The 14748-nt window shown below is 63.2% G+C and carries 13 protein-coding genes and 2 pseudogenes; 7 read left to right on the top strand and 8 right to left on the bottom strand.

Translation table 11 applies throughout. The features are described from left to right. Positions 1–19: 19 nt before the first annotated feature. Positions 20–781 (bottom strand): H-NS histone family protein, encoded by a 762-nt coding sequence (locus tag QTI68_RS01890; RefSeq protein ID WP_286519327.1) that lies wholly within the window; start codon positions 779–781, stop codon positions 20–22. Between the two features lie 350 nt (positions 782–1131). Here QTI68_RS01890 and QTI68_RS01885 point away from each other — a divergent pair, with 350 nt between their 5' ends. Further along, a complete protein-coding gene (locus QTI68_RS01885) occupies positions 1132–1416 on the top strand; it encodes a hypothetical protein (RefSeq protein ID WP_286520235.1) in 285 nt (94 codons plus the stop codon). A 106-nt stretch (positions 1417–1522) separates the two neighbouring features. On the opposite strand, the pseudogene QTI68_RS01880 reads toward QTI68_RS01885, so the two are convergent. The 3 genes and pseudogenes from QTI68_RS01880 to QTI68_RS01870 form a co-directional block, all read right to left on the bottom strand. Next, positions 1523–1654: pseudogene (locus QTI68_RS01880) on the bottom strand (twin-arginine translocation pathway signal protein); the annotation flags it as partial. After that, positions 1648–1806, bottom strand: a pseudogene (locus tag QTI68_RS01875) (IS21 family transposase); the annotation flags it as partial. The pseudogenes QTI68_RS01875 and QTI68_RS01880, both read right to left, overlap by 7 nt. Before the next feature lie 41 nt (positions 1807–1847). Next, on the bottom strand, positions 1848–2723 hold the full coding sequence (locus tag QTI68_RS01870; RefSeq protein WP_286519326.1) for a LysR family transcriptional regulator: 876 nt from the start codon (positions 2721–2723) through the stop codon (positions 1848–1850). Between the two features lie 99 nt (positions 2724–2822). On the opposite strand from QTI68_RS01870, the gene QTI68_RS01865 reads away from it, so the two are divergent. From QTI68_RS01865 to QTI68_RS01855, 3 genes are all read left to right on the top strand, one after another. Then, positions 2823–3716 carry an SDR family NAD(P)-dependent oxidoreductase gene (locus QTI68_RS01865; protein ID WP_286519325.1) on the top strand — a complete coding sequence of 298 codons (894 nt, stop codon included), beginning with the start codon at positions 2823–2825 and terminating at the stop codon, positions 3714–3716. 27 nt (positions 3717–3743) lie between these two features. Next, complete coding sequence (locus tag QTI68_RS01860; protein ID WP_286519322.1) at positions 3744–4814, top strand: alkene reductase; 1071 nt, start codon at positions 3744–3746, stop codon at positions 4812–4814. 77 nt (positions 4815–4891) lie between these two features. Further along, positions 4892–5827: an NADP-dependent oxidoreductase gene (locus QTI68_RS01855; RefSeq protein ID WP_286519320.1), complete on the top strand. Its 936-nt coding sequence runs from the start codon at positions 4892–4894 to the stop codon at positions 5825–5827. 494 nt (positions 5828–6321) lie between these two features. On the opposite strand, the gene QTI68_RS01850 is transcribed toward QTI68_RS01855, so the two are convergent. Further along, a complete protein-coding gene (locus QTI68_RS01850) occupies positions 6322–7194 on the bottom strand; it encodes a LysR family transcriptional regulator (RefSeq protein ID WP_286519318.1) in 873 nt (290 codons plus the stop codon). A 108-nt stretch (positions 7195–7302) separates the two neighbouring features. Between QTI68_RS01850 and QTI68_RS01845 the strand changes: the two genes are divergently transcribed. Next, on the top strand, positions 7303–7695 hold the full coding sequence (locus QTI68_RS01845) for a DoxX family protein (RefSeq protein ID WP_286519314.1): 393 nt from the start codon (positions 7303–7305) through the stop codon (positions 7693–7695). Positions 7696–7822: 127 nt separating this feature from the next. Further along, complete coding sequence (locus QTI68_RS01840; protein ID WP_286519313.1) at positions 7823–8776, top strand: pirin family protein; 954 nt, start codon at positions 7823–7825, stop codon at positions 8774–8776. A gap of 522 nt (positions 8777–9298) precedes the next feature. Here the strand turns inward: QTI68_RS01840 and QTI68_RS01835 are convergent. The 3 genes from QTI68_RS01835 to QTI68_RS01825 form a co-directional block, all read right to left on the bottom strand. Then, on the bottom strand, positions 9299–10444 hold the full coding sequence (locus QTI68_RS01835; protein ID WP_286519309.1) for a DUF1501 domain-containing protein: 1146 nt from the start codon (positions 10442–10444) through the stop codon (positions 9299–9301). A 2-nt stretch (positions 10445–10446) separates the two neighbouring features. Then, positions 10447–11814, bottom strand: coding sequence for a DUF1800 domain-containing protein (locus tag QTI68_RS01830; RefSeq protein ID WP_286519307.1), 1368 nt, complete (start codon positions 11812–11814; stop codon positions 10447–10449). Between the two features lie 399 nt (positions 11815–12213). Further along, positions 12214–13113: a LysR family transcriptional regulator gene (locus tag QTI68_RS01825; RefSeq protein WP_286519304.1), complete on the bottom strand. Its 900-nt coding sequence runs from the start codon at positions 13111–13113 to the stop codon at positions 12214–12216. Positions 13114–13214: 101 nt separating this feature from the next. Between QTI68_RS01825 and QTI68_RS01820 the strand changes: the two genes are divergently transcribed. Then, positions 13215–14738, top strand: a complete 1524-nt coding sequence (locus tag QTI68_RS01820; RefSeq protein ID WP_286519301.1) for a CoA-acylating methylmalonate-semialdehyde dehydrogenase — start codon at positions 13215–13217, stop codon at positions 14736–14738. Positions 14739–14748: the final 10 nt, after the last annotated feature.

Raw genomic sequence — 14748 nt, 5'->3', positions numbered from 1 at the left:
GTGCGCGCCGTACGTGAATTTAGCCCTGGGATGTCACCGTCTCTGCCGGGGTGGGGGTCGACACAGGCGTCGCAATGGTCGTGGAGGCACGCGGGCGGCGGGTCTTGGCGGCGGCTTCCGACTTCGCGGTCTTGGCGACGGCTTGCCTGGGGTCCTTCGCTGCAGCCTGTGGAGCCTTGGCAGCTTTGGCTGCCTTGGGGGCGGCAGCCGCCTTCTTTGCCTGCGTGGCTTTCTTCGAAGGAGCGCCCTTCTTCGGGGCAGCCTTCCTTGCAACCGGCCTTTCTGCTTTCGCTTCGGGAGCTGCGACGGAAGCGGAAGCAACCTTCTTGGCGCGAATCGACTTCTTCACCGGTGCTGCAATGCTGCGGGCCTTGCGGGTTGCCTTTTTGGCCACAGCAGCGACAGGAACGTCGGCCTTCTCGACCGAAGGCGTCGCGATGACGCCAGATTGGTCGATGAGGAACTTGTCACGGTTGCGCGCGGAGGCAATCCACCCGGGAGCTTTGCCGAACCCAGTCCACGTTCTGCCCGTCTTGGAGTGGCGGTACTTGGGAATGCCTGCGCCCTTGCGCGTTGCCTTGCCACTGCCAAGCGCCTTGCCTGCGACTGTCTTCAAAGCTTTGGCGCCACGGCCAAAGAGGTGCTCGACGGTCAGGCCAAACGTGGCGATCGACTCTCTGATCTGCGCAACCACCTTTGTCGTTTCGGTTTCACGCAGTGCAGCCGCTTCCTTTTCGAGTTTGGCGATGGCGGATTTGAGTTGCGCGTAGGACTTCGTCATTGAGTCTGGAACCTTTGAAGTTGTTGGAGTTCGTCGCTTGGCCTCATGAACTTCTGCGACAAAGGCGCCTTTGATGAATCGTTGAATGCATATCGTCCATTCAAATCCACGCCGGAGCGGATTTTACGCACGAGTGAGAAGGAAGTCACTTTCCCGCGTGCATGACGAACTAAAGTGCCCCCAAGACGGCTACGTAAGGGGTGTTTCTTTGATAGCTCCTCCGCACCCCTTCCGTGGGCGACTCTCAAAGCGGGGATCTCTCGGGAGCCAGGTCAGCCGATGAACAGACCAAGAGTGAAGACGACCGCTGCACAATCCGTGGAATCCTGATTCTCAAGGTGGTAGGGCGAATGACCCAGTCCGCGCATATTGCCGGCGTGGTTCTGTTCTCGATCGAGGGTGTGGATTCGAAGCTCTTCGAGCGCGAGCTGCGAGAGCGCCACCGTGTGCATGTGAAGTACCGCCAGATTCGGCACTTGCAGGGACTGTGTGTTTCGCCGGGTGTCTACATGCGAAAGAGCGAGCTCGACGATTTCGTTGCAGCGCTTGCGCGAGTGGTCGACGCCTTGAGGGGCTTGGGTGGCGCGCCATCGGCATCCCCCACCGGCTCCATTGCGTCTGCCGCCCTGACCTAGCGACGGCCCCGCCGCAAGGGCCCGTGTCCCAGCTTTCCGCCGTGAAGCCGATCTTCTTGACGATCGGGCCCCACCGTTCCAGCGCGTTCTTCAGCAGGCTGGCCAATTCCGCCGGGGTGGAGGACTTGGCCTCCAGTCCCAAGGTGGCGAGGCCTTCGACGACATCCGGCGCCGCCAGCGCGGTGCAAATGGCGCTGTGGGCCTTGTTGACGATCTCGGAAGGTGTCTTGGCTCCCAATGTTCGAGGAAGTCGTTCTGCTCGTCGATGGACTCAAAGCGCCGGCCCTTCAAGGCCGTGGCCTGCGTGTGGCCGATGGCGTTCTCCACGGCGCCTTTGCGATTCGGATCTCGGACCCTGGCCGGGTCGGCGACCACGCCGTAGTGGGTCACACGGTGGAGTGGCGATGCAACTGACCGGAGATTCATCCCTCTCATTGGGTGACGAGTCGCTCCTGCAAGAATTCGATGAAGCGCAGCGTTTTGGCGGGCAAAAGCCGCGTTTCAGTCAAGGCGTAAACCGGTATGGGGCTTCCGTGCCAGTCAGGCAGGACGCGAAGCAGGCGACTCTCTGCAACATCATCAGCCACGACTCCCTCGGCCAGCAGGGCGATCCCTTGGCCTAGAACGGCAAAGCTGCGGTACATGCCGACGCTGTTGACAGTAAAGCGCCGGCCAATTTCCACCTCGGCAGTTGCATCCTCCTTGTGGAGTACCCATGGGCCGGACTTCGGGTAGCCAATGCACTCGTGCTGCCGCAAGTCGGCTGGGTCGGTCGGCTCGCCTGCCGTCTTCAAATACCGGGGCGACGCGTAAAGGTAGGGCGTCAGGCGCGCCAACTGGCGCGCGATGAGGGTTGAGCTGGGTTGCTCGCCCATGCGAATGGCAACGTCGAAAGGCTCAGTCACCAGGTCCACCCTGCGCGGAGTGAGATCCAACTCGAACGTGATGCCCGGATAGCGTCGAGCGAACTCCGCAATCAGTGGCGCCATGTAGGTGGTGGCGAAGTCGACTGGCAACGACGCACGCAGCACGCCGCTGGGTTGGGCCAGCATCTCGCCAAGTTGCTCATGCGCGATTCGCGCCTCTTCGACGATGCGCCGACAGCTCTCGTAGTAGAGCTGCCCTGCTTCTGTCAGTTCAATCTTGCGCGTCGTGCGGTGCAACAGGCGCAGGCCGATCGATTTTTCCAAGGCCCCGATTCGACGCGACAGGGTCGAATTGGGCACCCCCGTCGCGTCGCCTGCCGCGCGAAAGCTTTTAGCTTTTACGACCTCCACGAATAGGGCCATGTCGTTCAGATATTCCATGTGGATTGCGTCATTATTGGATCAATCATTCTCATTGAACAGTCTTTATCTCGTTGGTAGGTTAATCGAAGATAGGGCTTCGAATCAAGAAAGTCATCTATGAAGGCAGATCCATCGTTTAAGTTTTCCTTTCTGGAACTGGCAGACGCCGACGTGCGAGGGAAGAAGGTCGCCGTAGTGGGCGGAACTGGGGGGCTCGGCAGGGCGCTGGCCCGGGTGCTTGCCGCTCGCGGTGCCAAGGTGCTGGTGGTCGGGCAGACCTTCCGCGACGCCGACAAGCCGCACATCGAATTCGTCCGGGCGGACCTGAGCCTGATGAACGAAGCCTCGCGGGTCGGAGCCCTTCTGCCCGCAGAGTCCCTGGACTTGGTGGTCTTCACTACAGGCATCTTCGCTGCCCCCAAGCGGCAAGTTACCGCGGAAGGCCTGGAGCGCGACTTGGCGGTCAGCTTTCTGAGCCGGCTGGTGATTCTGCGGGAAATCGGGCCTCGGCTGGGCCGGGACCTACCCGCCAGCAGTGCCGGGCCCCGCGTCTTCATCATGGGGTACCCGGGCAGCGGCCAGGCCGGCAAGCTGGGGGACCTCAATGCCGACAAGTCCTATAGCGCGATGAGCGTGCATATGAACACGGTCGTCGGCAACGAGATGCTGGTCCTTGACACGGCCAGGCGCTTGCCGAACGTCGGTGTCTTCGGACTGAACCCCGGCCTGATCAAGACGGATATCCGCAGCAACTATCTGGGCGGCAACAAGTTCCTGTTCGCTGTCGTGGAGGGCTTGATCGGGATGCTCAATCCTACAGCCGAAGAATATGCCGAGCGCATGGCGCCCCTGATGCTGTCACCCGCACTGGAAGACCGAAGTGGCCTGCTGTTTAACAACAAGGCGCGGGCCATTCTCCCTTCTGTCGGGTTGACTGCGCCGCACATCAAAGCCTTTCTTTCCGAATCGCGAGCCCTCGTGGCACGTGTCAAAAGCCCTCACCTCGTCTGAGCCACTTTCCCCCTACCGGAGACTTTAATGACTCAACTCTTCAGCCCCGTCAAAGTCGGACGCTACACCTTCTCAAACCGCATCGTGATGGCACCGATGACCCGCTCGCGCGCCGAATTCGACGGTACGCCCAAGGCCCTGGCCGTCACCTACTACGCGCAGCGCGCCAGTGTCGGCCTGATCGTCTCCGAGGGCACGCAGCCTTCCGAGGACGGGCAGGGCTATCTCTGCACCCCCGGCATCTACACCGATGCCCAGGTCGCCGGCTGGAAGGCCATCACGCAGACCGTGCACGACAAGGGCTCGCGTCTCTTCATCCAGCTCATGCACGCGGGGCGCATGTCCCATCCCGACAACACGCCCCACCACCGGCAGGCCGTGGCGCCCTCGGCCATCGCCCCCGGCGCACCAATGTTCACCATGACGGGCATGCAGCCGATCCCCGAGCCTCGCGGGCTCACCACCGACGAGATTCGCCAGACCGTGGCGGACTTCCGCCTGGCCGCGCGCCGGGCAATCGAAGCAGGCGCCGACGGGGTCGAGGTCCACGGCGCGAACGCCTATCTCATCCAGCAGTTCTTCGCCCCCAGCGCCAATACCCGCACCGACCAGTATGGTGGATCGGTCGAAAACCGCGCCCGCTTCGCGATCGAGGTGGTCATGGCGATTGCCGAAGAAATTGGCGCGGACCGGACCGCCATTCGCTTGTCGCCCGGCGCCAAACTCTGGGGAATCGATGAGGGTTCCGAGGCACCGGCCCTGTACCGCCATCTGACCACCGAACTCGCCCAGCTGGGCCTAGCCTACGTGCACGTGATGCACGTAGGAGACGAAGCCTTGGTGGCAGACATCCGCAAGCTCTGGAGCGGCACGCTCATCGTGAACCGCCCGGGGCGCGCACGCGAGCATATCGGCACCGACCTGGCGTCGGGTCTGGCTGAACTTGAAGCCTACGGACAGATGGCGCTGGCCAACCCCGATTTCGTCGAACGCCTGAAGACCAATGCGCCGATGAACCCACCGGACCACGCTACCTACTACGGCGGTGACGGCAAGGGCTATACGGACTATCCGAGCTTGAGCGCCGCAGCGGCCTGACACGGCGCGGGGTTGCATCACCGGGCTCGTCCCCGGGGACCGCGCCCCGGTCATCGCAAATGAATGAGAAACCTTAAATGACAAGCACTCAACGCGCTGTTCTGATCCGGGCCTATGGCGGTGCTTCCGTCGCCGAGGTCGCGGAGATCCCCAAACCCTCCGCTGGTGACGGCCAGGTGCTGGTCCGCGTCGCAGCGGCCGGCGTGAACGGCATCGACTGGAAAGTTCGCGAAGGCTCTGTTCAGAAGGCTTTCCCCGTGGAACTGCCCGCCGTGCTGGGGATTGAGCTGGCAGGCAAGGTCGAGGCGGTTGGGCCGGGGGCTACACGCTTCAAAGTGGGCGATCGCGTCATGGGCCCCCTGGGCCGACTCGGTGCCTACGCCGAATTCGTGCCGGTCGCAGAGGCGAACTTGGTGCACACGCCAGAGGTCCTGAGCGACGTGCAGGCCGCCGGCATCCCCGTGGCGGCCGTGGCAGCCTGGCTGAGCCTGCACCAAGCGGGGCCGATCGCCGCAGGTCAGCGCATTCTGATTCACGGTGCCGCGGGAGGGCTGGGCGGATATGCCGTGCAGTATGCCAAGCAAGCGGGTGCCGAAGTCTTCGCAACGGCGTCAGCCGCAAACCTCAAGTACGTTCGCAGCCTTGGCGCGGACCACGTCGTCGACTACCGGAGTAAACCCTTCGAGTCGGTTGCGAAGGGCATCGACTTGGTGCTCGACTACGTCGGCGGCGATGTGCTGGACCGCTCGTGGGACGTGTTGACCCAGGACGGCGCCATCGTCAGCACAGCAGCGCCCGGAATCGTGGCACGCACGCCGGCTGGCCGTCGCGGACTGTGGTTCGTGAACAAGGCAGACGCGCCCCTTTTGGCGCGGCTCGCTGCGCAGATCGCCCAAGGCTCGCTGGTCTCGAAGCTCAGCGAGGTCGTGGGTTTTAACGACATCCCCGCTGCCATCGAACGCAGTCGCGTTGGCCCTCGCATCGGAAAGGTCGTCGCGGACTTCTCACGTTGATCGATCCCGGACTAGCTGGCGCTCTTTGCAAGGCCGAGCGGCGCCAACATCCGCGTTTACCGAGACGCAGGTTCTCGGTGAGCGAGCAGCAGAAGATTCTTCGGAAGCCCCGCGCCGGCCACGGAAACGACCCAGATCCCGTACCGCACCGCAGGTGATTCGCCCGTTCAGAGGTTAGCCCATCCAAGCTTCGGGCAGTCGGTGGATTGCCGAATCGCGCCGCGAAAATGACCAGCGACAGCGTTGATCGGCCGTCGCTGCTGGGCCGCGGACCCCCTGTCCGATCGAGGGGCGCGCGAGGCCGCCGACGAGACCCTCCCAGATGACGGTTAAGTTTGTCCATCTGCATGTAGCTGCCTTGGCGCTGAGTCCGAGTGGCGGCAGCGAAAGGAGAGGTACCGCAAGTGGTGCCTCATCGCGACAGGATCTCCAGCCGGATTGAGCGCGCGTTTGGCGACGAGCAATGCCGAACGTCCCTGCGATGTTCGCCGCGATCAACGCGTCTCGCCGAAGTGCTCGACGAGTATGTCAATCAAGACGCGAATCCTGCGAGAGGGAAAGGCACCCGGGGGGCGTACGACGAACATGCCGGCTTCGGGAACCGGGCAGTCTGTGAGTAGGGGGACGAGAGATCCCGCAGCGATGTGCGGCGCGGTCATGAAGTCGGGCAATGCCGCGATTCCCACGCCAGCCAAGGCGGCGGCCAGCAACGCTTCGCCGTTATCGGCGAAGAAGCGCACGCGCGGGCGAACCGTGACGGTCTTGTGCCCGTCCCCAAGTTGCCAAACTTCACCCTTCTTCGTCACGGCCTGGTGATGGGCCAGATCCTCCGGGTTCAGAGGCGCCCCATGCGTCGCAATGTACGTCCCACTGGCGACGAGCCCGCCCTTGAAGCCGACGATTCGCCGGGCGACGAGGCTCGAGTCGGAAAGGAAACCGAGCCGTACCGCGCAGTCGAAACCCTCACTGACGAGGTCGACAAAGCGATCGCTGTACGACGTCTCAATCTGCAGCAGAGGGTGTCGTCGAGCGAGTTCGGCGAACACGGGCGCAAGTCGGCTCGTGCCAAACGACAGTGGCGCGGCGATGCGAAGCAGCCCGCGCATTGCGGCTTCCGGTGATAGCGTTTCCCGCGCCGCGTCGATCTCGGCCAAGACGCGCATGGCATGCTCGCGGAAAGTCGTGCCGGCCTCGGTGATGACGGAACCCCGGGTGGTGCGCGCGAGTAGTTGAACGCCGAGCGCCTCCTCGAGACGGGTCAGTCTACGGCTGACCATCGACTTGGGCATTCCCAGTCGCCGCGCGCCTGGTGCCACACCGCCCGCATCGGCAACCTCTACAAAGGTCCTGATGTCTTCCAAATCCATTGCGTTCCTGTTTTAGCAACTCTGCGGCGCGGATTATGGGTCTAGTGCAACGAATTTAAGAACGGCAATATACCCCAGCTCGTACCATTTCCTTGGAGATTCAACCTCATGCGTGATGCTTCTATTGCGGCCGTCGGCCGCTTACTTCTTGCCGCTCTCTTCCTGGTCAGTGGGCTGTCCAAGCTTGGCGCCGCGGCGGTGACCACGGGCTACATCGCCTCGGTCGGTCTGCCGCTTTCCGGCGTGGTGTACGCGATCACGCTCGTGGTCGAGATCGGCGGCGGGCTGCTGCTGCTGATCGGCCTCCAGGCGAGACCGGTGGCCGTGCTGCTCGCGCTCTTCAGCATCGTTGCAGCAATTCTCTTTCACAGCAACTTCGCTGACCAGAACCAAGCGATCCACTTCATGAAGAACCTGGCCATCGCGGGTGGCTTGCTGCAAGTGGCCGTAGCGGGCGCGGGTCGACTGAGCCTTGACGAACGTCGCCTGCAGGCGGCCTGATACGGCCCATTGATTCAGGAGTACGCAGATGGATTTGCCACATGTCGAGGCCATCCTCTGTTGGGCGCTGCCTTCACCGCATGACGAATTGCTCGCGGCTATCACTTAACTGACTCGAAAGCACAAAATGTTCAAATTGGGCATTAACGAACAAGTGGCGAGATCGCTCTCTGGCGCCGCCGACAACAACAACGCCGAACTGTTGCGCCGGCGTGTGGGCCATAGGACCCGGGGCCATGGCCATGGTCCGATCACCCGGCTGATGAGCCCATCCGATCTGGGACAGCTGCTGAAGCCGTTTGTGTTCCTCGATATTTTCGACATGGGGGAGGGGTTCCTGCGCGCGGCTGCCTCGGGCGGAGGCATGCCGATTCATCCCCATTCTGGCGTTGCAACTGTGACGGTCCTCTTCGAAGGCCGCTTGCAATATGACGATCCAAGGATGGGTTCCGGCACGCTCGGCTACGGTGGCGTCGAGTGGATGCGTGCCGGCGGGGGCGTCTGGCACGGTCAGGAGATGTCTGCGCCGCCTGAGGTGTCACGTGTCCAGGGTTTCCAGCTCTGGCTTGCGTTGCCGCCCGACGTCGAGAACGGCGCGCCGGAGAGTCGCTACATAGAGGCCGCTGACATGGTGCGCGTCGGCCCGGCGCATGTCATTGTTGGTGCTTATGGGGGTGTCTCCAGCCCGGTGCCTTCCCCAGAAGGCGTCAATTACCTTCTCGTCACCCTCCGAGCCGGAGAGCGTTGGATCTACAGTCCGCCGGTGGGGCATAAGGTAGCTTGGCTTGCGCTCGCCGCTGGCATGCTCGACGCGGGCGAATCGATCACTTCTGGCGAAATGGTGCTCTTCGAAGAAGGCGAACATGCCATCGTTCTGCAGGCGGGACCTGACGAGGACGTCGTTTTCGTTCTGGGATCGGCTGTTCCCCATCCGCATCCCCTGCACCTTGGCAACTATTCGGTCCATACCTCCGACGCGGCACTGCTGGAAGGCGAGCGCCGCATCGCCGAGCTGGGCCTTCAAATGAAAGCGGCCGGCAACCGGCGCACCTCGGCAGGGACGGTTCCCGTATTCCGGTGAGCGCACGTGCCGGAGAAGTCCGTAAGCGGCGAACTGCCACAGCGGCATGTGTCGAAACAGGGCAAGGACGGATGACCAGTCGCTAAGCATGCCCGGCGGGCAGCTTGTGACGCGGAATGGATGCTCTGCGATCGCACACGGGGCTGGTTCGATCAAGGCCGGCTGGTAATAGCGACGCTCGCAACCCGCAGGACCGCCGTACCAAGTGCCCAGGACGGACAAATCAGGATCCCAGTGTCTTTACTGAACGCCGTTTTGTTGTTGGCCTTGGCGGTCACCGCCAGGCCTGGTGCAAAAAGCACAAGTTCCAAGCTCAACCGGCGACATTCGAGGTCGCCAACGACGCCCAAGGCAGTAGAGCATCCCGATCCCCCGCTAAAGCGGTCTCCGGCTTAAGAGTTGCTGGGGCCAAGCCAGCCTGTCAGGTTGCGACACACGGCGGAGGTGCCCGCTCCACTCGAGGCAGTAACCCGACGTTCGAAGTTCCATTCGGCATGCCTCTGTTCGCGGAAAACTCTCCGCTTACGAGCGCAGTTGGCGCGGCAAAGGCTTGCCTCGGCCGCCACCAGGAAAGAGCACCGGTGAAAGCCGCTCGGGCTCTAGCGCGAAGCTCTCCGCACAAGCTGCGATGACCAACGCGTCGAGCGCCAACGTTGGCTTCAGATCGCGTCCGTCGAGCAGGTTGGCGTTTTCAAGGCCTGGCCAATCGGCCACGATGCGGCCGCCCTGCACGGCGCCGCCGACCAGCATCGCCACGGCACCTGTGCCGTGGTCGGTGCCCCCGGTGCCATTGGCCGCAACAGTCCGCCCGAACTCCGTGGCCACCAGAATTACCGTCTTGTCCCACGCGGCTCCAAGACCCTCGTGCAGTCCGGCGAGCAGGTTGTCCAGGTTCTTAAGCTGAGCGGCAAGCCGTGCGTTCTGCCCGCTGTGCGTGTCCCATCCGCTGGTCTCGATCATGGCGATGCGAGGACCGTCCGAGCGACCAAGGAAACCGGCCGCCATGCGGCCAAGCGCGGCCGCGTCCTGCCGGCCCCCGCCACTGCCCATGCTGCCGGCCATCTCGCGCGCCTCTAGGGCGGAGGACCAAAGCGCATGCAACTGTGAGTCCTGGGCATAAAGCTGCTCCACGCGAATCATGAGGTCTTCGTTGGCCTGAGGAAGCGCAGAAGGCGCATATGACGTCACCTCGACGGCGCCTCGAAGAGCCATGGGGATGGCGGGCGAGAATGCAATGGCCTCCTTGCCGGTGCGCGGCAGCACGCTCAGCAGCCGGTTCATCCAACCATCCGTGACCTGATAAGGGGCACTGCCTCCAGTTTCAAGCACATTCTGACCATCGAAGTGCGAGCGATCGCGGTAGGGTGAAGCGATCGCATGGAAGAGGCTTGCCTGTCCTGCCGAGTACAGCTTGCGAATATTCGCGAGCGAGGGGTGCAAGGCAAACGTGCCATCCAACTTCAGTGCAGTGCCTGGGTCGATCGCCAAGGCGCCGCGGGCGCGGGCATAAGCCGGCTCTGCGTACGGAATGAGGGTGTTCAGACCGTCGGCGGCGCCGCGTTGGATGATGAAGATGAAGCGCCGCTCAGTAACAGCTTGCGCAAAGAGCACTCCAGGGGCGGCAAGCAGCGCGGCCGCGCCGAGAAAGCCGCGTCGGTCCATGCTCATTTCTATCTCCTCAGGAATTCAGGGGCAACCAGCAGCAGCGCGAGGGCTGTGCCGCTGCTGTCGGCGCGCGCGATCGCGCCTGCAGTTTTTTCGCTGAGCGCGCCATCCGGCAGCACGCGGGGCGCAAGAGTCCTGGCGTCAACGTCATCGCCCGCCTGCTCGGCGAAGCGCTGCGCGGTTTCCACACGCCGAACCAGCGCGTCGGGCGCAGCCCAGGTAAGGGCCAAGTCTCCATAGCCGGCTGGCGAGCCAGGCCGCCACACGGGCTGACCGAGTTGGTTCATCAGTTGGACGGATTGCGTCTCGGGCATCTCGCGTCGTCCCATCGCTCGCAGGCTTGAAATGCCCCAGTCCCAGGGCGACTTGAACTTGGCCGGCACAGGCTGCCAGGCCTCGGGCGACGCAACCAGTGCCCGGTACACGCTGGACAAGTCTCCGCCGGTGCGTGCGAACGTATCGGCAAGGCGCTGTACCAGCGCCGGCGGGGGGTCGTCAGCTACGAAGTGGCGCGCGAGCTTGGTCGCGATGTGGCGGGCGGTTGCGGACTCGAGGACGAGATCGTGGATGATGGCATGGGCCTGCTGCTCGCCGCCATCGGCATAGCTGCGGCCAAGCACGGTCCTCGCGCCAGGCTCATGCAGGGCTCGCACGAAGCGGAAGGTGGCTTTCGTTTCCTCGCCGGGCTCATCGCTTGGAAGTGTCCAGCCGGTGAGCGCTCGCGCGAATTCGGTCACGTCGTCCTGGGTATAGCCGCTACGCACGCCAAGCGTGTGCAATTCCAAGATCTCGCGGGCCAGGTTCTCGTTGAGGCCGCGGCCGCGCTGCTGGAGGCTTTGCGCGCGTTGGCCAGCCGAACTGTTCGGTCCGAGCGACTGCGCTTGGTCCAGGTAGAGCAGCATCGCCGGATGGCGTGCGACGGCCAGCAGCAAGTCTTCGAAGTGGCCCAACACGTTCGGGCGAATGGCGTCTGCTTCGAAACCACCGGCCATTCCCACCACCAGCAACTTGTCCACGGAGACGGCGAAGTGGTTGGACCAGAAATGGACGAGGCGCTCCACGAAAGGAGCAGAGGCCTGCAGGGCGCTGCTGGTGCGAGCACCCACTGCCGCAATATATTCGTCTCGGCCCTTGCGCAGGTACGCCTCGCGAATCCCGCTGCGCTGGCCCTCTGGTGCCTGCCGTACCGCGCGCTGCTGGGCGAGCCAGACTTCGACCAAGGCAGAAGTGCGCTCGACGGGCTTCCAAGGCGCTGGTAGCACCTCGTATTTGTCGAACTGTGAGGTCAGCCATCGCCGCGGTTCTGCCAGTACCGGCTCGTCCGGCCGGGCACCAAGTCCGAAGCGGTTCAGGGCAATCGCTAAATCACTCATCCCGCCATTGTGGGGCGGCGAAAAGCCACAACAGATGTCTGACGCGTATCCGACGGGTAAAGTGCAGCCGCGTCAGAGCGCGACGCTGCTCCTGCGCTGACCATGCGCAGCGCTTCCGGAAATCGCGACGCATCCGTTCGATCGCCACCGTGACCTGGGAGCGAACAAGTCGTTGAACGCGCCAACAGACGGGTGGTTGCCCCTGGGCAGCCCGCCCGTCTGGCGGCCTCTTAGGAACGACGGAGCGGGCGAATGCATCTGGATGCGAGCGAGTGGTGTGCACACGGCACCTTTGACTCACCAGCAGCACGCTATGAGACGCGGGTGAGAGCGAGGCTGCCGGCCCTCTGAAGAGGGCAGCCGTGAGCAGCATGTCACGTACGAGCTCTTACGACCGAACTACGGGGGAGCGTCGATCAACAGCGATTCTTTTCGAGCCGCAACTGTCTCGCGGAGAAAATCCCAAATCGCGCGCATCCGAACGAAATGCTTGGTTTCCTCTGGCATCGACATCCAGAACGTGCGCGTGAAGTTTGCCTGGGTAGGCAGGATGCTATTGAGATTTTCGTCTGGTTCGGCGATGAAAGCCGGCAGCACGGCGATGCCCGCGCCGGCTACTACGGCACGATACTGGGCAATGATGCTTGTGCTGCGGAGCGCGAAGTGCTCGGGGCGGTATAGCTCGTCAAGGTACTGAAGTTCCTTGCTGAACAGCAGATCATCGACGTAGCTGATGAATGTATGGCCGTGCAGATCCTCGCGTGTGTTGACGGGCTTGTGCTCGGCCAGATAGCGCTTGGACGCATATAGGCGCAACGTGTAGTCGGTGAGTTTCGTTACGACTGCGGGACCGCGTACCGGCCGCTCGAGCGAAATCACGATATCGGCTTCGCGGCGCGACAAGTGCACTAGCCGCGGCATAGCCAACAGGTCGATCACGAGCTTGGGGTGCTGCTGCGCGAACAGTGCCAGATGCGGGGCCAATACCACCGTGCCAAATCCTTCGGTAGCGCCGATGCGCACGAGGCCTGTGAGCCCCTCATCCGAGCTGGGCGTGTCACTTTCAATCCGACGGAAGGCGCTTTCCATTGCCTCTACCTGCGGTTGAAGTCGGCGTCCAGCTTCCGTCAGTCGATGGCCGTCCGCCTCCCGGGAGAAGAGGGCCGTCCCCGCCTCCTTCTCGAGCGCTTGGATGCGTCTTGCCACGGTCGTATGGTCTACCGACAGCCGGCGCGCCGCGCTCATCAGCGTGCCCGAACGGGCAAGTTCGAGGAAGAAGCGGAGGTTGTCCCAGTCCATGCGTTGCAATTATGCAGACCCCGAATGCATATTTGTCTATTGTTTTGTTCAATCATGCAACGGTAGCATCCGCCTAACAGTAGTTCTTTAGGAGACAAAACATGGATGCCACCACCACGCCCGCGACCCAGGTCGCCACCGTCAAGTTGCTCATCGGCGGCAAGTTCGTCGAGTCGAAGACCACCGAGTGGCGCGACATCGTCAATCCGGCCACCCAGGAAGTGCTCGCCAAGGTGCCGTTCGCGACGCCGGGCGAGGTCGATGCCGCAGTCGCTTCCGCCAAGGAGGCTTTCAAAACCTGGCGCAAGACGCCGATTGGCGCCCGCGCGCGCATCTTCCTGAAGTACCAGCAATTGATCCGCGAGAACATGGCCGAGCTGGCCGCGATCCTCACCGCGGAGCAGGGCAAGACGCTGCCCGACGCCGAGGGCGACGTGTTCCGCGGCCTTGAAGTGGTCGAGCACGCTGCCTCGATTGGCAACCTGCAGCTGGGCGAGCTGGCGAACAACGTGGCCAATGGCGTGGACACCTACACCGTGCTGCAACCTCTCGGCGTGTGCGCCGGCATCACGCCTTTCAACTTCCCCGCCATGATCCCTCTGTGGATGTTCCCGATGGCGATCGTCACCGGCAACACCTTCGTGCTTAAGCCCTCCGAGCAGGACCCGATGGTCACGATGCGCCTGTGCGAGCTCGCGCTCGAAGCGGGCATCCCGGCCGGCGTGCTCAACGTTGTGCATGGCGGCGAGGCCGTGGTCAACGCCATCTGCGACCACAAGGACATCAAGGCGATCTCCTTCGTGGGTTCGACCAAGGTCGGCACGCACGTCTACAACCGCGCCACGCTCGCAGGAAAGCGCGCGCAATGCATGATGGGCGCGAAGAACCACGCCATCGTGATGCCTGACGCCAACAAGGAGCAGACGCTCAACGCGCTGGCCGGCGCGAGCTTCGGTGCGGCGGGGCAGCGCTGCATGGCGGTGTCTGTCGCGGTACTGGTGGGCGATGCGCAGAAGTGGGTGCCGGATCTTGTCGAAAAGGCGAAGACGCTCAAGATCGGAGCAGGCACCGAGAAGGGCGTGGATGTTGGCCCGCTGGTGTCTTGCGCCGCCTATGACCGTGTCACCGGCCTGATCGAACGCGGCGTGGCCGACGGAGCGACGCTGGCGCTCGACGGGCGCAAGCCCACGGTACCCGGCTACGAGAAAGGCAATTTCGTGGGCCCGACGGTGTTCGCCGATGTCAAGCCGGGCATGGCCATCTACGACCAGGAGATCTTCGGCCCCGTGCTGTGCCTGGCCAACGCCGCGGACATCGACGAGGCGATCGAACTGATCAATTCCAACGCCAACGGCAACGGTACGGCGATCTTCACCCAGTCTGGTGCCGCGGCTCGCCGCTTCCAGGAAGACATCGACGTTGGGCAGGTCGGCATCAACGTGCCGATTCCGGTGCCGGTGCCGATGTTCTCGTTCACGGGTTCGCGTGCCTCGAAGCTCGGCGATCTGGGTCCGTACGGCAAGCAGGTGATCATGTTCTACACGCAGACCAAGACGATCACGGAGCGTTGGTTCGACGACAGCACCGTTTCGCATGGTGTCAACACCACCATCAGCCTGAAGTGATTTCACCCCC

The sequence above is a fragment of the Variovorax sp. J31P207 genome (assembly GCF_030316965.1).
In the GTDB taxonomy this organism is placed as follows: Bacteria; Pseudomonadota; Gammaproteobacteria; order Burkholderiales; family Burkholderiaceae_C; genus Variovorax; species Variovorax ginsengisoli_B.
The sequence above is the reverse complement of the archived record's forward strand: the minus strand, read 5'-3'. Positions and strand labels throughout refer to the sequence as shown.

What these genes read in the sequence shown, in the direction of transcription:
- QTI68_RS01890 (WP_286519327.1), bottom strand. Translation starts at nt 781, where the DNA reads ATGACGAAGTCCTACGCGCAACTCAAATCCGCCATCGCCAAACTCGAA.
- QTI68_RS01885 (WP_286520235.1), top strand. Translation starts at nt 1,132, where the DNA reads ATGACCCAGTCCGCGCATATTGCCGGCGTGGTTCTGTTCTCGATCGAG.
- QTI68_RS01870 (WP_286519326.1), bottom strand. Translation starts at nt 2,723, where the DNA reads ATGGAATATCTGAACGACATGGCCCTATTCGTGGAGGTCGTAAAAGCT.
- QTI68_RS01865 (WP_286519325.1), top strand. Translation starts at nt 2,823, where the DNA reads ATGAAGGCAGATCCATCGTTTAAGTTTTCCTTTCTGGAACTGGCAGAC.
- QTI68_RS01860 (WP_286519322.1), top strand. Translation starts at nt 3,744, where the DNA reads ATGACTCAACTCTTCAGCCCCGTCAAAGTCGGACGCTACACCTTCTCA.
- QTI68_RS01855 (WP_286519320.1), top strand. Translation starts at nt 4,892, where the DNA reads ATGACAAGCACTCAACGCGCTGTTCTGATCCGGGCCTATGGCGGTGCT.
- QTI68_RS01850 (WP_286519318.1), bottom strand. Translation starts at nt 7,194, where the DNA reads ATGGATTTGGAAGACATCAGGACCTTTGTAGAGGTTGCCGATGCGGGC.
- QTI68_RS01845 (WP_286519314.1), top strand. Translation starts at nt 7,303, where the DNA reads ATGCGTGATGCTTCTATTGCGGCCGTCGGCCGCTTACTTCTTGCCGCT.
- QTI68_RS01840 (WP_286519313.1), top strand. Translation starts at nt 7,823, where the DNA reads ATGTTCAAATTGGGCATTAACGAACAAGTGGCGAGATCGCTCTCTGGC.
- QTI68_RS01835 (WP_286519309.1), bottom strand. Translation starts at nt 10,444, where the DNA reads ATGAGCATGGACCGACGCGGCTTTCTCGGCGCGGCCGCGCTGCTTGCC.
- QTI68_RS01830 (WP_286519307.1), bottom strand. Translation starts at nt 11,814, where the DNA reads ATGAGTGATTTAGCGATTGCCCTGAACCGCTTCGGACTTGGTGCCCGG.
- QTI68_RS01825 (WP_286519304.1), bottom strand. Translation starts at nt 13,113, where the DNA reads ATGGACTGGGACAACCTCCGCTTCTTCCTCGAACTTGCCCGTTCGGGC.
- QTI68_RS01820 (WP_286519301.1), top strand. Translation starts at nt 13,215, where the DNA reads ATGGATGCCACCACCACGCCCGCGACCCAGGTCGCCACCGTCAAGTTG.